The organism is Vibrio sp. Vb0304 (assembly GCF_033338995.1).
GTDB lineage: Bacteria > Pseudomonadota > Gammaproteobacteria > Enterobacterales > Vibrionaceae > Vibrio > Vibrio alginolyticus.
The window spans coordinates 19,077-37,792 of record NZ_JAWOTT010000001.1 but is presented as its reverse complement, the minus strand read 5'-3'; the positions used below and the strand labels follow the sequence as shown (position 1 = coordinate 37,792).

15 protein-coding genes are annotated in these 18,716 nt (G+C 45.9%); 8 read left to right on the top strand and 7 right to left on the bottom strand.

Going from position 1 to position 18,716, the window contains the following annotated elements; all coding sequences use genetic code 11:
• Nucleotides 1-2 precede the first annotated feature (2 nt).
• The 3 genes from R7P35_RS00160 (at nucleotide 3) to R7P35_RS00150 (ending at nucleotide 3,925) form a co-directional block, all read left to right on the top strand.
• Nucleotides 3-2,117: a type I secretion system permease/ATPase gene (locus R7P35_RS00160; protein WP_005374556.1), complete on the top strand. Its 2,115-nt coding sequence runs from the start codon at nucleotides 3-5 to the stop codon at nucleotides 2,115-2,117.
• A 493-nt stretch (nucleotides 2,118-2,610) separates the two neighbouring features.
• Nucleotides 2,611-3,204 carry a mechanosensitive ion channel family protein gene (locus R7P35_RS00155; RefSeq protein WP_017820061.1) on the top strand — a complete coding sequence of 198 codons (594 nt, stop codon included), beginning with the start codon at nucleotides 2,611-2,613 and terminating at the stop codon, nucleotides 3,202-3,204.
• Nucleotides 3,205-3,340: 136 nt separating this feature from the next.
• Nucleotides 3,341-3,925 carry a flavodoxin family protein gene (locus R7P35_RS00150; protein ID WP_017821885.1) on the top strand — a complete coding sequence of 195 codons (585 nt, stop codon included), beginning with the start codon at nucleotides 3,341-3,343 and terminating at the stop codon, nucleotides 3,923-3,925.
• A gap of 63 nt (nucleotides 3,926-3,988) precedes the next feature.
• Here R7P35_RS00150 and R7P35_RS00145 read toward each other — a convergent pair whose 3' ends face one another.
• Complete coding sequence (locus tag R7P35_RS00145; RefSeq protein WP_064369550.1) at nucleotides 3,989-5,614, bottom strand: ABC transporter substrate-binding protein; 1,626 nt, start codon at nucleotides 5,612-5,614, stop codon at nucleotides 3,989-3,991.
• A 141-nt stretch (nucleotides 5,615-5,755) separates the two neighbouring features.
• Here R7P35_RS00145 and mpaA point away from each other — a divergent pair, with 141 nt between their 5' ends.
• Nucleotides 5,756-6,466 (top strand): murein tripeptide amidase MpaA, encoded by a 711-nt coding sequence (gene mpaA, locus R7P35_RS00140; RefSeq protein WP_085569462.1) that lies wholly within the window; start codon nucleotides 5,756-5,758, stop codon nucleotides 6,464-6,466.
• A gap of 19 nt (nucleotides 6,467-6,485) precedes the next feature.
• Here mpaA and R7P35_RS00135 read toward each other — a convergent pair whose 3' ends face one another.
• The gene (locus tag R7P35_RS00135; RefSeq protein ID WP_005383578.1) at nucleotides 6,486-7,337 is read right to left on the bottom strand and encodes an SIS domain-containing protein; all 852 of its coding nucleotides are present in this window, start codon (nucleotides 7,335-7,337) and stop codon (nucleotides 6,486-6,488) included.
• 242 nt (nucleotides 7,338-7,579) lie between these two features.
• On the opposite strand from R7P35_RS00135, the gene murQ reads away from it, so the two are divergent.
• The 3 genes from murQ to R7P35_RS00120 all read left to right on the top strand — a co-directional run bounded on the left by murQ (nucleotide 7,580) and on the right by R7P35_RS00120 (nucleotide 11,169).
• Nucleotides 7,580-8,482 (top strand): N-acetylmuramic acid 6-phosphate etherase, encoded by a 903-nt coding sequence (murQ, locus tag R7P35_RS00130; protein ID WP_213904663.1) that lies wholly within the window; start codon nucleotides 7,580-7,582, stop codon nucleotides 8,480-8,482.
• A gap of 28 nt (nucleotides 8,483-8,510) precedes the next feature.
• Nucleotides 8,511-9,965, top strand: coding sequence for a PTS N-acetylmuramic acid transporter subunit IIBC (murP, locus tag R7P35_RS00125; RefSeq protein WP_213904664.1), 1,455 nt, complete (start codon nucleotides 8,511-8,513; stop codon nucleotides 9,963-9,965).
• A 148-nt stretch (nucleotides 9,966-10,113) separates the two neighbouring features.
• Nucleotides 10,114-11,169 carry a porin gene (locus tag R7P35_RS00120; RefSeq protein WP_318091552.1) on the top strand — a complete coding sequence of 352 codons (1,056 nt, stop codon included), beginning with the start codon at nucleotides 10,114-10,116 and terminating at the stop codon, nucleotides 11,167-11,169.
• 89 nt (nucleotides 11,170-11,258) lie between these two features.
• Here the strand turns inward: R7P35_RS00120 and R7P35_RS00115 are convergent, their stop codons facing one another.
• Both R7P35_RS00115 and R7P35_RS00110 read right to left on the bottom strand, forming a co-directional pair.
• Nucleotides 11,259-11,924, bottom strand: a complete 666-nt coding sequence (locus tag R7P35_RS00115) for a peptidase E (protein WP_205461218.1) — start codon at nucleotides 11,922-11,924, stop codon at nucleotides 11,259-11,261.
• 37 nt (nucleotides 11,925-11,961) lie between these two features.
• Entirely contained in the window at nucleotides 11,962-12,873 is a 912-nt protein-coding gene (locus R7P35_RS00110; RefSeq protein WP_015313728.1) for a LysR family transcriptional regulator, read from the bottom strand.
• An 88-nt stretch (nucleotides 12,874-12,961) separates the two neighbouring features.
• Between R7P35_RS00110 and catC the strand changes: the two genes are divergently transcribed.
• Nucleotides 12,962-13,621 carry a type C chloramphenicol O-acetyltransferase gene (gene catC / locus R7P35_RS00105; RefSeq protein WP_205461217.1) on the top strand — a complete coding sequence of 220 codons (660 nt, stop codon included), beginning with the start codon at nucleotides 12,962-12,964 and terminating at the stop codon, nucleotides 13,619-13,621.
• Between the two features lie 56 nt (nucleotides 13,622-13,677).
• On the opposite strand, the gene R7P35_RS00100 is transcribed toward catC, so the two are convergent.
• From R7P35_RS00100 to R7P35_RS00090, 3 genes are all read right to left on the bottom strand, one after another.
• Nucleotides 13,678-15,357, bottom strand: a complete 1,680-nt coding sequence (locus R7P35_RS00100) for a DUF342 domain-containing protein (protein WP_025768712.1) — start codon at nucleotides 15,355-15,357, stop codon at nucleotides 13,678-13,680.
• Between the two features lie 251 nt (nucleotides 15,358-15,608).
• Nucleotides 15,609-17,636, bottom strand: a complete 2,028-nt coding sequence (locus tag R7P35_RS00095; RefSeq protein ID WP_025768713.1) for a tRNA(Met) cytidine acetyltransferase TmcA — start codon at nucleotides 17,634-17,636, stop codon at nucleotides 15,609-15,611.
• Between the two features lie 105 nt (nucleotides 17,637-17,741).
• Nucleotides 17,742-18,716 carry a ParB/RepB/Spo0J family partition protein gene (locus R7P35_RS00090; protein WP_005374504.1) on the bottom strand — a complete coding sequence of 325 codons (975 nt, stop codon included), beginning with the start codon at nucleotides 18,714-18,716 and terminating at the stop codon, nucleotides 17,742-17,744.

Genomic DNA, 18,716 nt, shown 5'->3' with positions numbered 1-18,716 from the left:
CGATGAAAGACCCTTTACTGAATTCGCTCATCTACGTTAGCCGTTACTATGGGTTAGCTAACTCGCCAGAAGCGCTAGTCAACGGACTACCGCTATCTGACGGTAAACTGACCCCATTTTTGCTACCAAGAGCAGCGGAAAGGGCCGGATTGGTTGCCAAGGAAAACCGCGCAGAGCTGGAGAGCATCTCCAGCCTAATTCTGCCGGCAATCTTAGTTCTTAAAGGCGGAGACTCTTGCGTTCTCAACAGCATCAATATGGAGAAACGCGAGGCCGAAGTCACCACCCTAGAAAGTGGAATGGTGCCGATCTCTATTCCATTAGAAGACCTACTTGAGCAATACACTGGTCGGTACTTTTTAGTTAAAAAGCAATTCCGTTTCGATGAGCGCTCTCCCGAAGTGCTCAAAACCAACGAAGGCCACTGGTTCTGGTCAACCTTGTGGCAGTCAAAACGCATCTACCGTGATGTTTTAATCGCATCACTTCTCATCAACCTCTTTGCGGTTGCCGCTCCGCTATTCACTCGCTTGGTGTACGACAAAGTGGTTCCGAATCTTGCGTTTGAAACCCTATGGGTACTAGCAAGTGGCATCTTTGTCGTGTTCCTGTTCGACTTCATTCTCAAGTCGCTGAGAAATTACTTCATTGATGTGGCGGGCAAGAAGTCTGACATTCTGATTTCATCCAAACTGTTCAGCAAAGTGATGGGGATTAGAATGGAATCGAAGCCGCCTTCGGTCGGTGCCTTCGCTCGCCATTTACAAGAATTCGAATCTATTCGAGAGTTTTTTACTTCAGCGACCGTCAGTGCTCTCATTGATTTGCCTTTTGCCATTCTGTTCTTAGTGATTATATGGCTAATGGCTGGCGATCTTGTGTATGTTCCAATGGTGGGCGTGGTCATTTTGATTATTCATTCGCTACTGATACAAGGGCCGCTGCGCCGCTCCATTGAGGAGGGTTCACGCCTAGCATCGCAAAAATATGCCAATTTGATAGAGAGCTTGGCTGGGTTAGAAACCGTAAAAATGCTCAGTGCGCAAAGCCAATTCCAATACCGCTGGGAAGAGGCAGTTGCACACATGGCGAACTGGAATATAAAAAGCCGCCGAATTACGGATAGCATTCAAAACGCAGCAGGTTTTGTGCAGCAAAGTAGTAACGTAGGGATGATCATCCTAGGCGTTTACTTGATTGCAGAGGGCGACTTAACCATGGGTGGTTTGATTGCCGCAACCATGCTTAGCGGCCGCGCGATTGGTCCTTTGGTTCAGTTATCCTTACTCTCTACGCGCTACAACCAAGCGAAGTCTTCTATGACAATTATCAATCAAGTCATGGAAATGCCGGATGAACAAGAAGAAGGTAAACGTTACATTCACCGTCCAATAGTACAAGGCAAAATTGAACTTGAACGCGTGACCTTCCACTACCCAGATTCACCGGTGGCGTCGATTCGAGATTTGAGCTTGACCATTAACCCAGGCGAAAAAGTAGCGATCATAGGCCGTATCGGTTCGGGTAAAACCACGTTAGAGCGTCTCATCATGGGCTTGTATCAGCCGACGGAAGGTCATGTTCGCATTGATGATACCGACATCGCACAGCTGCATCATGTCGACATTCGCCGTAATATTGGTTGTGTGCCGCAAGATTCGAATCTGTTCTTTGGTTCTATCCGCGACAACATTACGCTAGGTCGCCCATTAACCGATGACCGTGACGTACTAGACGCAGCGAATCGTGCCGGTGTTACTGCGTTTACGCAATCTGACCCAGCGGGCTTAGAACGCCAAGTTGGTGAAGGTGGTGCAATGCTTTCGGGGGGTCAACGTCAAGCAGTCACGATCGCTCGTGCATTTTTGGGTCGTCCTCCTGTTCTACTAATGGATGAACCAACCAGTGCGATGGATAATCGCTCAGAGATGCACATTAAACATCAATTAGCACAGTTGAAACCTAGTGAAACGCTGATTCTGATTACGCACAAAACGTCTATGCTCGACATCGTTGATCGCGTAATTGTGATGGAGAAAGGCAGCATCATCGCAGATGGCCCTAAAGCGCAAGTGCTGAACGATTTGAAACAAGGCAAAGTGCGTGCGGTTAGCTAGCCTGAATTCACATTGATAAAAGACAAGGGCCCCGTTTAACTTGTGTTTAACGGGGCTTATTTTATTGGGAGCCCGAGATAATTAAGTTCTTCAAGCGCGACCCAAACGAGTACAAGGCCAACAATCACGAATAAAATCATAATCGCCTTTTCATCTTCTTCCATTTTTCAACGCCCTAAAAGCTATTTCAATTAATACACCTTAGGTTATCAGGACAAAAGTCATATTCAGCTCGTTTATGAGGAACTAGCATCATAGAATGTCGGATATGGGATACAGCTCAAAGATTGCTCTATTCAAAATCACGTCAGCTTTGGTTGAATATAAGTAATAAAGCCAAAGAGTTCGCAATGCTCACTAAGTCTTTGATTAGCCAATATAGTACTCTGTGGTACCTCAACACAGAGACAAATGGTGTAAAGAAAAATTGTGATTACTTACAGCAAAAAATCAGCTATAAAAGCCGCTTTGTAGATATCGTCGAGATGAAGAAATGAATGATTGGATCCAATTAGAGCAAGTGAGCCAGTATTTCACTACGGGCTCCCTCGGTTACAAACTATTGATGGGCATTTTTGTCCTGATCGCGTATCGCATCCTGAAGAGGATTGTAAATAGAGCCATCCTAAATTTGGCAACAACGAAAGGTGTAAAAAAGGCTCGTTTGAGTTTTATTCAGCGCTGTTTCAATGTCGCGCTGCTATTTTTGACCGCCTCTATTTTTGCCATTATCACAGGTATTGGCTATGGCGATGTGTCTTTGTTCCTATCGTCCATTTTTGCCGTATTAGGTGTGGCGTTTATTGCGCAGTGGTCAATTCTGAGCAACATCACTGCCAGCTTTTTGATCTTTTTTGTCTTCCCATACCGAGTGGGTGACCGAATTAAAGTCGTAGACAAAGATGAAGACATCTGCGGTGAGATTCAAGAAATCAGCATGTTTCACGTGTTAATTAAGCACGACAACGGTAACTTGATCACTTACCCAAACAACCAGATTTTGCAAAAAGCAGTGCTAAAGCTGGCAAAAAACAAGCCAGAGCCAAGTAAAGCAAAATCTCGGATTTATACTCGCAGAAAGAAATAACCCACTAAAAAGCCGATGTATCTACATCGGCTTTTTTAATGCACTTCTTTTTAAGTTTTAGTGTTGACCTCAACTTATCTTGAGGTTTTAGCCTTAGTCGCACGATTAAAAATCAACAATGAAAAAAGGAACCATTGTGTCCAAAATTGCGATTATTTATTTCTCTAAAACCGACGTTACTGGTCAGCTTGCTCGCGCGATTGCCGCAGGTGTTGAACAACAAGGCATTAAGCAGCAAGATGAATGTGAAATCCTCTCTCACCGAATTGAAGGCAGTGAGATTATTGAGGGACGTTTTGTGAACCCTAAACTAATGGATGAACTTGCTGAGTGTGATGCGATTATCTTTGGCTCACCGACCTATATGGGCGGTGTAGCAGCGCAGTTTAAAGCATTTGCAGATGCAAGCAGTGAATCTTGGTATTACCAAAAATGGGCGAGCAAAATCGCGGCTGGCTTTACCAGTGGTGGGGCAATGAATGGCGACCAATCTTGCACATTACAATATCTACAAACGCTCGCTAACCAACACGGCATGATGTGGGTCGGGTTGGATAAGATCAGCAATTCTGGGGAGCAAAACCTGAATCGTTATGGTGTACAAGGTGGTATTGTTGCACAAGGTGGTGAAGGTGGTCAGTTGCATGCTTCTGATGTTGCAACGGCGGAGTATCTTGGCAAACGAGTCGCTATGCTCGTGAATAAGCTCTCCACTCGCTAACAATAAAAAGAAGCCCCGTAAGATACATCTTCGGGGCTTCATATTTATCGCTTGTTTTGAGCGCTACTTCTTGATGTAGAGGTCTTTCGAGTAGATACGACCTTCTACGTTGTTCTTGGCAAAACCGCCAACCGTAGGACGAACCAAACGCGCTTGCATGTAGTAGTAAATCGGTGCGATTGGCATATCCGCCGCCAACAATTGCTCGGCTTGATCATAGAAACCTTGGCGTGCTTTCTCATTGGTTGCAGCCAATGCACTGTTCATCGCGTTGTCGTACGCTTCACTGCTGTAACGTGCAAAGTTACCCGAGGAACCTGAGCGAAGTAAGCTCAGGAAAGTAGACGCTTCATTGTAATCACCACACCAGGAAGCGCGCATCACATCGAAATTGCCTTGTTTACGCGCCACTAAGTACGACTTCCACTCTTGGTTTTCTAACTCCACGTTTGCACCGAGATTTTTTTGTAGCATCGACGCTATCGCAACCGCGATCGATTTGTTTGCCTCACTGGTGTTGTACAGCAATTTAAAATCGAGCGGCTTGTCTTGGCTGTAACCCGCTTCTTTTAACAACTGACGCGCTTTCTCGTCACGTTGTTGCTGACTCCACTTACTGTATTCAGGCGGCGTCGCATCAAACCCTGCGGTGTACTGATGCGCAAAAGTATAAGCAGGAAGGTTGCCCACTTGCGTGACACCATTCGTAATCACATCGCGCATGATGGAGTACGACACCGCTTGACGCACTCGCACATCATCAAATGGCGGACGAGTGGTATTGAACGCGTAGTAATACGTACACAATAATGGCACCACCGTGTAAGCCTGCTTGTAATCTTGTTTAAGCTTCTGCGCCATATGAGTCGGCACATCTGACGTGATATCCAGCTCTCCTGCCGCAAAGCGATTGATAGACGCGTTTTGGTTTTCAAACGGAATGTAAGTCACTCTGTTTAGATGCGTATCTGCGCTGTCCCAGTAACTTGGACTCTTAACCAGTTCAATGCGTTCATTCACGACCCACTTATCCAATGTGAATGCACCGTTGCTAACAAATTGGTCTGGATCGCTCCACGGCTTGTCGCGGTTTTCCACTGTCGCTTGATGCACTGGCATCATGGACGTGTGCCCAGTCATAGCAACAAAGTACGGCACTTGACTGTCCAACTCAAAACGTAGGGTGTATTTATCCACTGCCTTGATACCGAGATCGTCCAAAGGCTTTTTGCCCTCTGCTACATCGGCGATGTTTTTGATCTTGGTGAGTTTGAGATACCAAACATTTGGAGAAGCGGTCTTCGGGTCCACCGCTCGGCGCAGTGAATAGACAAAATCATCCGCTGTCACAGGCTCGCCATTCGACCATTTCGCGTCTTTGCGCAAGTGAAAAGTAAAGGTTTGGTTATCCTTGGTTTCCCATGATTCTGCCACACCGGGAATAATGTTTCCGTCACGATCTTGAATCACAAGCCCTTCAAATAAGTCACGAATCACATGCATTTCTGGCAGACCTTCGGCTTTCGCTGGGTCAAGCGTCGCCGCCTCTGCGTCATTCGCACGTACTAAATGCTGTTCTGCGGCAAGTTGAATGCCTTTAGGTAAGGTCTCCGCAGCAACCGATGTAGCAAGAAAAGGGGTGAATAAAGAGGAAATCAGCAACGCCGTTGAATGTTTTTTAAAATCCATATCGTTTTTCGTTCTCCTAACGCGTCTTGTGAAGCAAGTGCCACAATTAACATTTCAACCGTTGACGAGTTTAAACGGTTCAGTTTAGCTAGGTGTAATTAGCTTAGATATTGATACTACTTCATCAATCAGGAGATTACGGTGAGTCTAATTCCAAGAACGGAAAGAGCGGCATTTTTAATTCGGCCAACATCATACGGTCAATCCGTGCTTGGTGCGCCATTACTGTATTTTCCGGCTCAAGTCGAAAGTGCTTCACGAGGTTTGATTTTGGCAGGCACTCACGGGGATGAGACAGCCTCGATTGCAGGTTTGTCCTGCGCGCTAAGAAGCTTGCCTGCTGAAAACTTACGACATGATGTGATTCTGTCAATGAATCCGGACGGCAACCAGCTAGGCACACGTGCAAATGCAAACCAAGTGGATCTCAATCGCGCGTTTCCAACCCCAAATTGGACAGAGCATGGCACCGTGTATCGATGGAGCTCTCACACACCCGTTCGAGACGTAAAGGTGAAAACAGGCTCTAAAAACCAGCTAGAGCCAGAAGTTGGCGCATTAATTAACTTGATTGAACTACGTAGGCCAAAGTTTGTGGTGTCATTTCATGAACCGCTTGCGTTTGTGGATGATCCCAAACATTCCAACCTTGCCAAATGGCTCGGCGAGCAGTTTCAACTGCCAATCGTTGACGATGTCGACTACGAAACACCCGGCTCATTCGGCACTTGGTGTAATGAACGTGATTTACCTTGCATCACGTTGGAATTGCCCGCGATTTCTGCCGATCTCACCATTGAAAAGCATCTGTCCGCTTTTATTGCTTTACTGATGCACGATCCGGATCTTTAGTCCGCTGTTGGTTAAGCGATCATGTGAGGATCTGTTTAATGTCGGTACTGATATCGCTGATCAACTGACGGGCACTGTCGTCTCTTTGTTGAACCAAGATGATAAACAGCAAATCGGTGATCACGTTTTGCGCGGTACGCGAAGCAATGGATGAGCTGCGATGTTCCGTTTCATTGGCAATCGTATCAAACGTAATATCGGCGATACCGCGCAAGCGACTTCTTCCAGGCGCAGATAACGCAATCACCTTCGCGCCCTGCTCTTTTGCCGCTTCTGCCGCGACGAGAATTTCTTTGCGCTCACCCGAAAACGAGATTGCGATCTGAACATCTTCTGGAGAGAGCGTGCGGGCAACAGCAATCTGCACGTGGCTGTCTTGTTCAGAAAGCGCCGTAATACCAAGTTTAAGCAGTTTAAAGCTTAAATCCTTCGCGGTCAGTGCAGAGCCCCCAATCCCGACCACTTGCACTCGACGCGCTTCACTCAACCATTTCACCGCTTGGTGACACGCTTCGTAAGACAGCGTATTGGTGGTTTGAAACATAGCGTCGGTTTTCGCTTTCACCAGTTTCTGTGAAATAACCGCAATGGGGTCGTCAGCCAAAATATCACTGTGCAGCGGTGTCGACTGCATCGCATGCTTACGGCCAATCTCTTCATTCAGAGCTAACTTAAACTCGCTGTAACCTTTAAAGCCAATACGCTGAGTAAATTTCACAATGCTCGATTGACTCACTTTTACTTGCGCCGCAAGTTCTTGGCTGGTGAGCAGCGCCGCCTTTTCTGCGTTTTCAACAATCCAATCGCCAACCAAACGACCACTTTGCGAAAGCTGAGTACGCCTCGCGACTATCCTATTGATAACTGACACAACAAAAACCTCAAAAATTTTAAATAAATTATTCCAAAACAGAAATAATAGGCGTTTGATTTAACCCCCTGATTATTCTAACCAAGACAGTTAATCCCGGATGTAATAGACGTATATTTTCTCTCATTATTCCAAATTTCTCCTGCATAAAGAATAACCTCAAGTGTGATTTTTATCACCAAACCTGAATATTTTATTCCATAAAATCGCCCTCAGATTGAACATTACGAAGAGTGCAAAACATGAAAATTGATTTAAGCAGATTGGTGACAGAAAGCCGTAACCCAGCCAGTGCCGAGATCGATACGCTTTCGACCATCGAGATGCTGCAAGTCATTAATGAAGAGGATCAAAAAGTCCCGCTCGCGGTAAAAGCGGTGCTACCACAAATTGCAGAGACAGTTGACGCAATTACCCAAGCTTTTGCAAATGGTGGCCGTTTAATTTACATGGGAGCTGGTACGTCAGGTCGCTTAGGCATTCTTGATGCAAGCGAGTGTCCTCCTACCTACGGCACGCATCCAGATATGGTGATTGGCTTAATTGCTGGTGGACATCAAGCGATTTTAAAAGCGGTAGAAAACGCAGAAGACAACGCGAAAATGGGTCAAGACGACTTAAAAGCACTTCACCTCACCAAGCATGACGTGGTTGTAGGCATTGCAGCGAGTGGCCGTACACCTTATGTAATAGGTGGTTTGGACTACGCTAAATCCATCGGAGCCACGACCGCATCTATCGCCTGTAATCCAGAATGTGCCATGGCAGAAGCGGCCGACATCGCGATTCTGCCGATAGTTGGCGCAGAGGTTGTCACTGGATCTTCTCGCATGAAATCCGGCACCGCACAAAAACTGGTGCTAAACATGCTCACGACAGGTGCAATGATTCGTAGCGGTAAGGTATTTGGTAACTTAATGGTGGATGTAGAGGCCACCAACGCCAAGCTCATCCAACGCCAAACTAACATTGTTGTAGAAGCAACTGGCGCATCAAAAGAAGAAGCAGAGCGAGCATTAAATGCCTGCGATCGCCACTGCAAAACTGCCATCTTAATGATTTTGGCCGATTTGGATGCCGAACAAGCCAAATCACGCCTCGCCGCGCACAACGGCTTTATTCGCGCAGCACTAAATAATAACTAAATAATCCGAGTTCTGAAGGATAGACCCTATGGCAAAAATAACTTCAAACACAGTATCGCAGTTGCTGTCCGCAGTGGGTGGCAGTAGCAACGTAAGCAAATGTGGTAACTGTATGACGCGTTTGCGTTTATCGCTCGCCAACAATGGCTTGGCTGATCAATCAGTTATCAAGCAAATTCCCGGCGTAATGGGTGTGGTGGAAAGCGATGAGCAGTTTCAGATCATTCTCGGTCCCGGAAAAGCTCAACAAGCGGCTGAGATGATGAATCAATTGATCAACAGATTAACCTCTGGTGACAGTGAAGAAGCAGATATGCCGCAACAAGATCTTTCTGCCGTCGCAGCCGAGCAGAAAAAGCAGATGAAGAGCAAACAAACCAGTGCGGTTCAGCGTTTTTTAAGCAAGTTTGCCACTATCTTTACGCCGTTGATCCCTGGTTTTATTGCCGCTGGTTTGTTGCTAGGTTTTGCGACGTTATTGGAACAAATGTTTGTTCTCGACCAGACACCAAGCCAGTTTATGTTGGATTTGATCGCCTACATGAAAGTCTTTGGTAAGGGTCTGTTTGCTTTCCTAAGTATTCTGATTGGTTACAACGCGCAGCAAGCGTTTGGCGGCTCTGGTGTTAATGGTGCCATTCTCGCCTCTTTGTTTGTGCTGGGTTACAACCCAGAGGCTACATCCGGTATTTACTCTGGCATGAACGAGTTTTTCGGCTTTGCGATTGATCCGCGCGGCAACATTATCGGCGTACTTTTGGCGGCGATCATCGGTGCGCAAGTCGAGCGTAAGGTTCGTCAATACATGCCAGATGATCTGGACATGATCTTAACGTCCGTTATCACTCTGTTGATCATGGGTGCGGTAACCTTCTTGATCATCATGCCAATCGGCGGCGAGCTGTTTAAAGGGATGTCTTGGTTGTTCCTCAACTTAAACGATAACCCATTAGGCGCTGCAATCTTGGCAGGTTTGTTCTTAATTTCTGTGGTATTTGGCATCCACCAGGGTTTTGTTCCTGTGTACTTCGCATTGATGGAAGCACAGGGTTTTAACTCGCTGTTTCCTATCCTGGCGATGGCTGGTGGCGGTCAGGTTGGCGCGTCAATGGCGCTGTATTTCAAAGCAAAAAAAGACGCTCTACTGCGCACTCAAGTTAAAGGCGCTATTATTCCGGGCCTTCTAGGCATTGGCGAACCATTGATTTACGGCGTGACATTACCACGCGTAAAACCATTTGTTACCGCCTGTATTGGTGGTGCTGCGGGCGGCTTCTTTATCGGTTTAGTTTCTTACCTTGGCTTACCAGTTGGTCTTAATACGGTGTTTGGCCCGTCCGGTATCGTGGCGATTCCTCTCATGACATCTGAAAATGGCATCTTCCCGGGCATGATGGTGTTTGTTGCTGGCCTGCTTATCTCTTACATCGTCGGCTTCCTCGCGACTTACTTCTTTGGCTGCAAAGACGTCGATTTAAGCTAAATCATTCTTCCCCTATAGGAATGGACTAGCTCGCGCCCTTGGCAAACAAGGGCGCACCCTCTCTCTACTTCACGACAATTTTTCTTATTCCGTTACTCGGAAGGGGCTTTGTCGTACCTAAAACAATAGAAATGAAAGGTCGTTAATCATGAAAAAGCACATTTTGACTCTACTTCTCCCTACATTGATGGCATCAAACGCAATGGCAGCGCAGCTGTATCAAGCGGAAGATGGGTCAGTTTTAAATATTTACTCTCGTCTTGGTTTCAATGTCACCAGTAAAAATGACGAGCACGGCGATGCAAATGGCGAGTTTGATGGCCGTATTGGTTTAAACGGTTCACAAACCATCAACGAGTACGCGTCGATCATCGGCCAAGCGCAATACCAAGTGGGTGCAGCTGAATACGCAAACCAAGTAAACGACAAACCGTCTCTGACCGCACGTTATGTATGGGCGGGGATTGATGCGAAAGATTATGGTCGCATTACTGGTGGTCGCGTGGCATCTGGATTGATTATGTTTACCGACATTGGTGATGTGTTCGCCTCTTCCGATGTTTCTATGGCGCGCCAAGCGAATAAAGTCGACAAAACCGCGACGCAAGTTTTCCGTCAAGATGGCACGCTGCAATACCAAAACAACCTAGGTAATTTCGATTTTTCTGTCGCGTACATTTTAGGAAACAACACTTCTGAGCTCGACTACGGTTACAACGCTGCACTGCGTTATACGCTAGACATGGGGAATTTGGGTACCTTGGCACCAGTGGTAGCGATGCAGAAAAATAAAGGTAATGCACGTGAAAGCAACGACACCGATTACACATTCTGGGGCGCAGGTACGCGTTACTACCTAGGTGATTTGATGTTGGGTGCGTTGTACTCGGAAGATGAACTAGAGGGCTATTACTCACAAACCAGCACCGACAAAGTGATGGAACTGACGGCGGTTTACAGTGTAAATGACAAATGGGCACTGCGTGCTGGTTATCGTTCTTTAGAAAACAGTGATGGTGACGAGCTAGAGCTGAAAGATACAACGCTAGAAGTGCAATACAAACTGACGCCTCGTTCTTCTATCTACACAAACTACGTTGATCGTAGCGGTTCGCATGGCTACAGCAATGGACAAGAAGTCTCGTTTGGCGGTGCACACGCAGACGAAAGCTACTACCACTTAGGTCTGCGTTACGAGCTGTAAGCACGATACTTAATGTAAGTTAGCTGAATCCATGAGCTTCTTCTATGTCCGGTCAGTAGTTATTGCCTTTAATGCTGATTTGAAGAAGCTCACCCTCGCAATATGTTTTCTTCGTTACCTGTTTTGATCAACACGCCTGCATCAGGAAAGCTGGTGACTGTAGCTAACAATTTTCCATCGACAAAGTGCAATGCCGCATAATCGTGAATGCCATAACAAGTGATGCTCGGTTGAGAACGAGCAAAGGCTTGGAAAACCTCGAACTTCTCACCTACATGAGAAAAATGCGCCGCAGCCAAACCGTCAATAAATCCAAGACAACGCATAACTTGGTATGCTTCGGGATCACTGTCTGTCACCGCAAACTCAAACCAACAAATTGCACCAGCGCTCATGCCAAAAATGATGATGCCTTGTTCATAACACTGCTTGAGTATTCTATCGATTCCCCATTCGCGCCAAATGGCCAACATCGAACGCGTATTACCGCCACCGACGTAAATGATGTCTTGTTCAAATAGCGTTTCTTTCCAACCAGCTTCAAACTTAAACAGCGGAAAATGGGTCACGTTTTCACTAAGCTTCGCATCGTAAAAACGTTCAATCACTTCATCGGCATCTCCCGTGGCTGTAGGTAGAAAACAAATGTTTGGATTCTCCTTACCAGACAAAGACAAAATGTATTGATCGAGCGGGCTCGGATTCTCTCCCATCATCCAGCCCCCACCGCCAATCGCAATACAGTGTTTTCGCATTCCTTTGCTTCCTCAATTGTTGCTAAGTTTGTTGTCGCTATTCGCCGACAGAATATATGTTCCTAAAGTGATCAATGAACGCTCGCGTTCTTCTTGGTAAGTGCTCACGTTTTGGGTAAAGCAGATAAAGCGGCAAAATCGCATCCGTTTGCCATTCTGGCAGCAAACTCACGAGTTGTTCTTTTTGTGCAGGGTCGAGTTTAGCCAGTGCAAATTCATCTAACATGGCTACACCACAGCCAGTCAAAGTAGCATCCAACATGGACTGGACAAGATTAAAACTCAGCGTACTTTCTAACTCAATGCTGCACTGCTGTTGAGTTTGCTTATGCGTAAACGTCCACTTGTCTAACACCAAGTCACGACTTTTATAAAGGATGTGCTCTAAGTCACCAAGCTCCTCTGGCGTACTTACATTTGGTTTATCAGCTAAATACGAGCGATGAGCGATCGGTTTACAGTGTAAAGTGCGTAGCTGATGGCCGACGTATCCCTCTGGGGGAGTATCGGTAAAGTAGAATGCGATATCAAACCCAGCCTCAATCAAGTCGAGAGGTGTCTCTGTGAAGATCACTTCAACACTCACTTGTGGATGTTGCAATCGAAACTCGATCAATGTTTGGCTGAGTAACGCAGCTCCGAAAGAAGCGGACGCCGCTATTCTCAATTTTCCCGATACGATCTCGTTTGCCATGACTTGCTCATTGATCTGCTCAGCGCCTTCGAGCAGTTGCTTTACCTGCTGATAAAACCGCAAACCATCGTAGGTCAAATTAAACTGGCGCGTAGTTCGCTGAATAAGCTGCACCGACAATATGTCTTCAAGCTGTTTAAGTTGCCGACTTACATGCGCATTCGAACAATTCAGTCGCTTTGCTGCACCAGCAATACTTCGTTCCTCACACAAAGCGACGTAAAGTGGTACGTAGCTGAGCCATTTTATTTCCATACAGTAATTCTGAATCTCTAAAATCAAACTACTGGAAATAATAGAAAGCCTCTAAACTCTGTACAACCTAAATTTGAAAGGATGAGTTATGAGTGTTTTCGACACGTGGTTAAAAGGTCAAGTCATTAAAGATCACATCACTAATCCCAATATCATCGTTGGCGATTACAGCTATTACTCGGGCTTCTATCATCAAAAAAGCTTCGAAGAGCAAGCGGTACGCTACTTGTTGGGTGACCCCGTCACACTTCAAGAATGGCAAAGTAGAGAACCCGATAGCATCGACAAATTAATCATTGGCAAGTTTTGTTCCATCGCTTCTGGAGCCACCTTCATGATGGCAGGAAACCAAGGTCATCGCATTGACTGGATTTCGACCTTCCCCTTCTCTCCTGAAGAATTTGGAGAAGGCGTACAAGACGGTTTCGAGCGTGCCGGAGATACAGTGGTGGGGAACGATGTTTGGATTGGCAGCGAGGCGATGATCATGCCCGGAGTAAACATCGGCGATGGAGCCGTCATCGGAACACGCACCGTAGTGACGAAAGACGTGCAACCTTATTCGGTAGTGGTTGGAAACAACCAAGTCGTACGTCAACGATTCAGCGATAAAGAGATTGAAACTCTACTCAATATCCAATGGTGGAACTGGCCAATAGAACACATTAAACAAGCAATGAAAGTAATGTGTAGCAGCCAAGTCGGTGCGCTTGCGGACTACTATCAAGAGCACATTGTCGATTTGTAGATAAACAAAAGCCCACACATCTTGTTGCGACGTGTGGGCTCAGTGAGTAAGAAAGCTTAAACCGCAGCGACGTCCTCTTCTTCCAAGTTCGCCGAGACTTTAATTTCGTATTGATTGAAACGGAACGAACAACCGCCATGAGTACGCTTTGTCGTTACTTGTTCGTCGCCAAACTGCACCGTCACGCGAGTGAAGACACGCTCTTTGGCTTCGACAATATTTTCTTCTAACGCGACTTCAAAGTCATGTTCCGTTTGTTCTAGCTTTTGCTTTATCGCTTCAAGCTGCTCGTTGTTTTGTGTTTTCATCACATCAATCTGAGCTTGTTCTTCGTCGGTACGTGCGGCTTTAGGACGTTTCTTAAATTCGAGCTCTTTACGAATCACATCCATCGTTCCTTCTTGAGCGCGTTTGTATTGATCTTTGAGCTCAGCTAATCGCTCCTTAAATGCAGAATAGTGCGCGAACGCTTCTACCTTAGTGGCGGTGTCGCCTTCTACGCCCAATTGTAAGCACACCACTTTGTCACCGACTTTTGCATCTCCGCCGCTGAGCGTGCCGTTCCTACCGTTCGCATCCAGCACCGTCAGATTGCGCCCACAAACAATATCGTTATTCATGCTGTGCACCGCCAATTCAATATCTTCTCCGGCTTGCAAATCACAATATTGGGCGTAGCTTGCGCGAATCGAACCTTTGGCTTTGACGTGACAACTCTTTGGCTGGCCATCACTCACGGTGTGGCCAATGATCCCTTTACCAACTTGAATGTCGTCTTGCGCTTGTACGTCAGCCGATTCAATGAAGCCGCCTACAGTAATAGAACCCGTCGCTTTAACAATCATGCCGGATTCAATGTTGCCACCGATAATCACATTCCCTTTGAATTTCACGTGACCTGTATTCACGCCAACGCTATTGAGACAGAGTGCGTTATCAACTTCAATGGTTTTGTCTTTAATTAGAGGCGTACCGGATACCGATGCAATCAATAGGTTTGGGTCGTGCTTGCTTATCTCGGTGCCCTTGCCTGGCTTCATTGGGCTGTCTTTTCCAGCTTGTGGAGGAATAACTCGCCCTTGAACAGTAAAACCTGGCGTACCTTTGGTCGCAGGCGTGCGGCGCATCACCTCATCGCCTACGTCAACCGCGATAGTTTCACCGAGGTTACGTAAATCAATTTTGTCGCTAGCAGATTGGCCGTCTTTGGGTTTGAGGATGCGTTTGGTGATGTCTTTAACAAGAGGAGTAAAAAGAGCGTCTTTGCCTTTGCTAGGTTGCTTACCAACCGCTACAGGTTGAGAAAAAGTTTCGCCAGGTTTGAGCTGAGTGCTGACAACCAACACTTTCTTCAAAGCCAGTTTGTTGATGCCTTTCGAAACTCGCGCTTGAGCAAGGGCTTGAACAATCTCGGGGCCACGTAAACCTCGGCCTCCGTACGCACCGACAACGTTCATACTGGCGAGCATGTCATTATTCGATAATTCGACCTCAACTTGCGCGTTGCGTTTTTCCGCAATGACGATGCCTTCGTAAGCTTCGGCTTTACGTTCTTTGGCGCAGTTAATGAATCTCACGACTTCCCCCTCAACAACAAACATCCTTTCAGCGTTCATTGCGACGAGCTGCTCGTTTAATTCATTTTGATTTAGCTCACCACCGAGGTCCACTTCTCCCGGAAGACGGGCTATCACCTTGGTCTTATCTTCAGATAACTCAAGACACAGCTTCCACATACCCTTACCACTTTGCTTCCCATCAACACTTTCAGTCTAACCAAATCCGTTTTCTGAACAAACCTCGCATTTCTTATTATAGGGCTCACGTCACTAAAGAAAGTAATCCATCAATAACGGTTAAACAGCATATTAAGAGAAAACTCGATTTAACCTAAAGCTCAATCAAAATACACGCTGAAACAAAAAGGAGCTGGATTTACAGTGTAAAATCAGCTCCCAATAACTTCATTTACAGTGTAAATTTCCCTTTATTGTTTACAGTGTAAATCGCTCCAAATGTGTCTTACTTCGTCCCTTAACTGCTGCTCAACTTGCCTTCTTCCAGGTAAACCAAATTGCTGAGCACATTCAGTCCAACTACGGTTAAGAAAAAGCTTACTAATCATCAAGTCGGAAGCAGAGTTCAAACCTAAATTAAGTAACCACTGTTGAAGCCACACAGACACAGACTCATAACTGTTACCACCATCAGCATAACATTCAATTAGTAATAACTTAGCGGGATGAAGTGGACTCATTCCCAAAGGTTGCGGTAATAGAGCTCGAAAAATAGAGGCTTCTAATTTTGGATAGACGTCAGCCACATTGTTAGACAACATTTCTTCAAATAGCGCCTGAGATTCATCGACCCAAGCCGTCTGTTGGGAATCACAAGGTTTGACCATCAAGACTGAATAACAACCGCTAGCAGCATCGCGCATTGACCCTAAGCGAATTGTACGGAAGTTCGATTGTCGCCAGAAATAGAGCAACTCTTCCGTCGCACCAAAACTCGTGGATAAGTAGGCAATGTGTTTAGCAGCCATTTGCTCAAGTTGCTGCAGAATTTTTTGACCAATGCCTTTGCCTTGCAATGCTGGATGAACCGCAATTCTCATGACTCGCAGCGTCGATAGATTCGCGACATTCGGGAATCCTAGGTGGTTTGCAATCGTAATTGGGGCTAAGTGTCCTTTAGGACGACGCTTACCAAGCTGGATTTCTTCAATCAATTCATCGTCAAGGCCCCCCTCTTCGACCGCTAATATCACCCCCACAACCGCATTATCTTGCTTAGCAAAATAGAGCTGACTGTTGTCGTCTTGCAATAGGTGAATCAAATCATTCGGCGAGGTCTGATAATGAGCATTCACCAAAAGAGCGAAGCACTCACGCAGCAAACTAGGCTGCGATATCAAATTGTTCTTATCGGCTTTAGAAAGGGAAATTGAGTCGACCTGTTTAAGTTGATGGTGCGTTAACTCCGCATCCAACAAAAACGCGTCATAGAGCCATGATTCAAGCGCATCATTCATGCTCCAGCGGATGGGCTGTGTCATGTGCCATGTTTTCATTCCCGAACGCTGTTTCTGAAGCCAATCAACAAATTTAATCGTAAAGCCCCGGCCACAACCTTCATAACCGTGAATAGTCGTAGAAAAAACGAGTCGATGATAATGTTCGGTAATGCTTTTGAGCATAGGAACTGGAATTGCAGCCGCTTCATCGACAAGTAACAAATCACATTCAGGTCGACTCAATAATAGTTCATCTGGAGCAATGAATTGAATGGATCCCTGCCCTGATTCTAATCTGTCCTTCCTAATACGCTGCGCATTAGGAAGTAGCCGCAAAGCATGCAGGTAAACAGGCTCAACGGCTTTTATAGATGGTGCCGTAATTAAGATTCTAAGTGGCTTCTGCTGTAATAAGCTCGCACACGCAATGCCGAGGGCACTTGTTTTTCCGCGCCCACGATCAGCGGTCAAAACTAACGGTCGCTTTCGATGTCCAGTTACCACCTTTTCAATTAGAGAAATGGCATGTTCTTGTTCCGTGTAGTGGCTTTCTTTTTCTGCTTGCTTGATGTCTGGAGCCGTTGGCAATGGTTTGTCTTGCTCAATAACAACGAGCTTCTCCCATTGTTTGTGCATCCATTGCTGAGCAAAATTCGCATTTTGTCGCGGCTCAGTAATGACAATAAGAAAACCGCCGCCAACCAATGAGCCAAGCGCGGCGGTAAAACTATTTGCGTCAAAGTCATTTCGAGCATCAAACAATAGAACGTCACACTCTCTGCCTAGCAACATGTGCCCTTGTTTAGACGAAACACTGGATACGTTTTTCAAACCAAAATCACCAACAGAAAACCAACGTTGATGGCGCTGCGTTTTATGGAACTCTGACATCAACGCATTTTGCCAAGAAGCCTCGCCTTGAATGACAACACCAATCCTTTGGAAAGATTGGTGAGCTTGATGTTGAAGTGATGAAAGGAAATCAGATTGTGTCTGCATTTTGTCTATCCAACGTTGAACTGACGCAATGGTATCACATCTTTAATTTGACGCTTCTGAGATATAAAAAAACCGCCCGGAGGCGGTTGATTCAATCATCATTTGTTATTGCAGTTTGGTTTGTACAAACGCAAGAATCTCTTCCATTAAGCTGTCGTCAACTTTCTTCAAGTTCAACGCCAGGCTGCTACCTTTTCGGCTATAGCTTGCTCGACCTTTAACTAAGTCGACTTTTTCCGTCTTCTTACCAGGTTTTGCTGGTGCAAGTTCAGTAATCCAATTTTCGATGCTTTCCGTGACTTCTTTTGTCAGACGAGCAACGCCTTGAGCTGTGCTTCGCTGCCATAAAAACCCTTCGCTAGAGCGACATTTATCTAACAGCTCTTGCTGCTGCTCTGGCGTTAGCGTTGAAAACTGTTTGTGCAGTTTCACGATTGTTGGGCGACCGAGATCGCCAACATTCGGATACGCTTGAAGCAGTTCTAACGGTAATGCTGCGGCTTTTAAAGCGCCACTTACCAACGCTTCACTGCACTGGAACATTTTTGCCAATGCTTTCTGATCCTCAGCTTCACCACTATCAAGCTTAGCCTGCATCTCTTTACCTTTTTCGTATAAAGAGAGCGGTTTGTGAGCATTTGCCACATCAGACAAAAACTTAGCATGGTCAGTATTGATGTTGTCAGCAACATAAACCAAAAAATCTTGTTCAGCGAGGATACAAGACATGCGACGACGGCTACCATCTAAAACTTCGATCTTGCCATCTTCAGTTCTACGACCCACAGCTGGATATTGTTGGCCACGCTCTTTGAGTGTGACTAAAACATCAGATAAAGCATGTTCGTTTAAGAACGATTGCTCACGAGCGTTATCAACAAATACTGTTGTTTCTGTCGCAACTTTATTTGCAGGAATACGCACAAGTTCAAACTGAACAATATTTTCACCTGCAACTGCTAGTTCAATCGTTTGAGCTTTCTCTTTTGCCGCAGTTTGCGCCTCTTGCGGAGTCACAACACGACGCTTATTCGTTTTGCCAAATAATTTCGCGTTTAATTCAGACGTTTTCAAAGCCAT

Coding starts and splice junctions, on each gene's coding strand:
- R7P35_RS00155 (WP_017820061.1), top strand. CDS start 2,611: ATGAATGATTGGATCCAATTAGAGCAAGTGAGCCAGTATTTCACTACG.
- murP (WP_213904664.1), top strand. CDS start 8,511: ATGGCAAAAATAACTTCAAACACAGTATCGCAGTTGCTGTCCGCAGTG.
- R7P35_RS00120 (WP_318091552.1), top strand. CDS start 10,114: ATGAAAAAGCACATTTTGACTCTACTTCTCCCTACATTGATGGCATCA.
- R7P35_RS00100 (WP_025768712.1), bottom strand. CDS start 15,357: ATGTGGAAGCTGTGTCTTGAGTTATCTGAAGATAAGACCAAGGTGATA.
- murQ (WP_213904663.1), top strand. CDS start 7,580: ATGAAAATTGATTTAAGCAGATTGGTGACAGAAAGCCGTAACCCAGCC.
- R7P35_RS00095 (WP_025768713.1), bottom strand. CDS start 17,636: ATGCAGACACAATCTGATTTCCTTTCATCACTTCAACATCAAGCTCAC.
- R7P35_RS00160 (WP_005374556.1), top strand. CDS start 3: ATGAAAGACCCTTTACTGAATTCGCTCATCTACGTTAGCCGTTACTAT.
- R7P35_RS00110 (WP_015313728.1), bottom strand. CDS start 12,873: ATGGAAATAAAATGGCTCAGCTACGTACCACTTTACGTCGCTTTGTGT.
- R7P35_RS00145 (WP_064369550.1), bottom strand. CDS start 5,614: ATGGATTTTAAAAAACATTCAACGGCGTTGCTGATTTCCTCTTTATTC.
- R7P35_RS00090 (WP_005374504.1), bottom strand. CDS start 18,716: ATGGCTTTGAAAACGTCTGAATTAAACGCGAAATTATTTGGCAAAACG.
- catC (WP_205461217.1), top strand. CDS start 12,962: ATGAGTGTTTTCGACACGTGGTTAAAAGGTCAAGTCATTAAAGATCAC.
- R7P35_RS00115 (WP_205461218.1), bottom strand. CDS start 11,924: ATGCGAAAACACTGTATTGCGATTGGCGGTGGGGGCTGGATGATGGGA.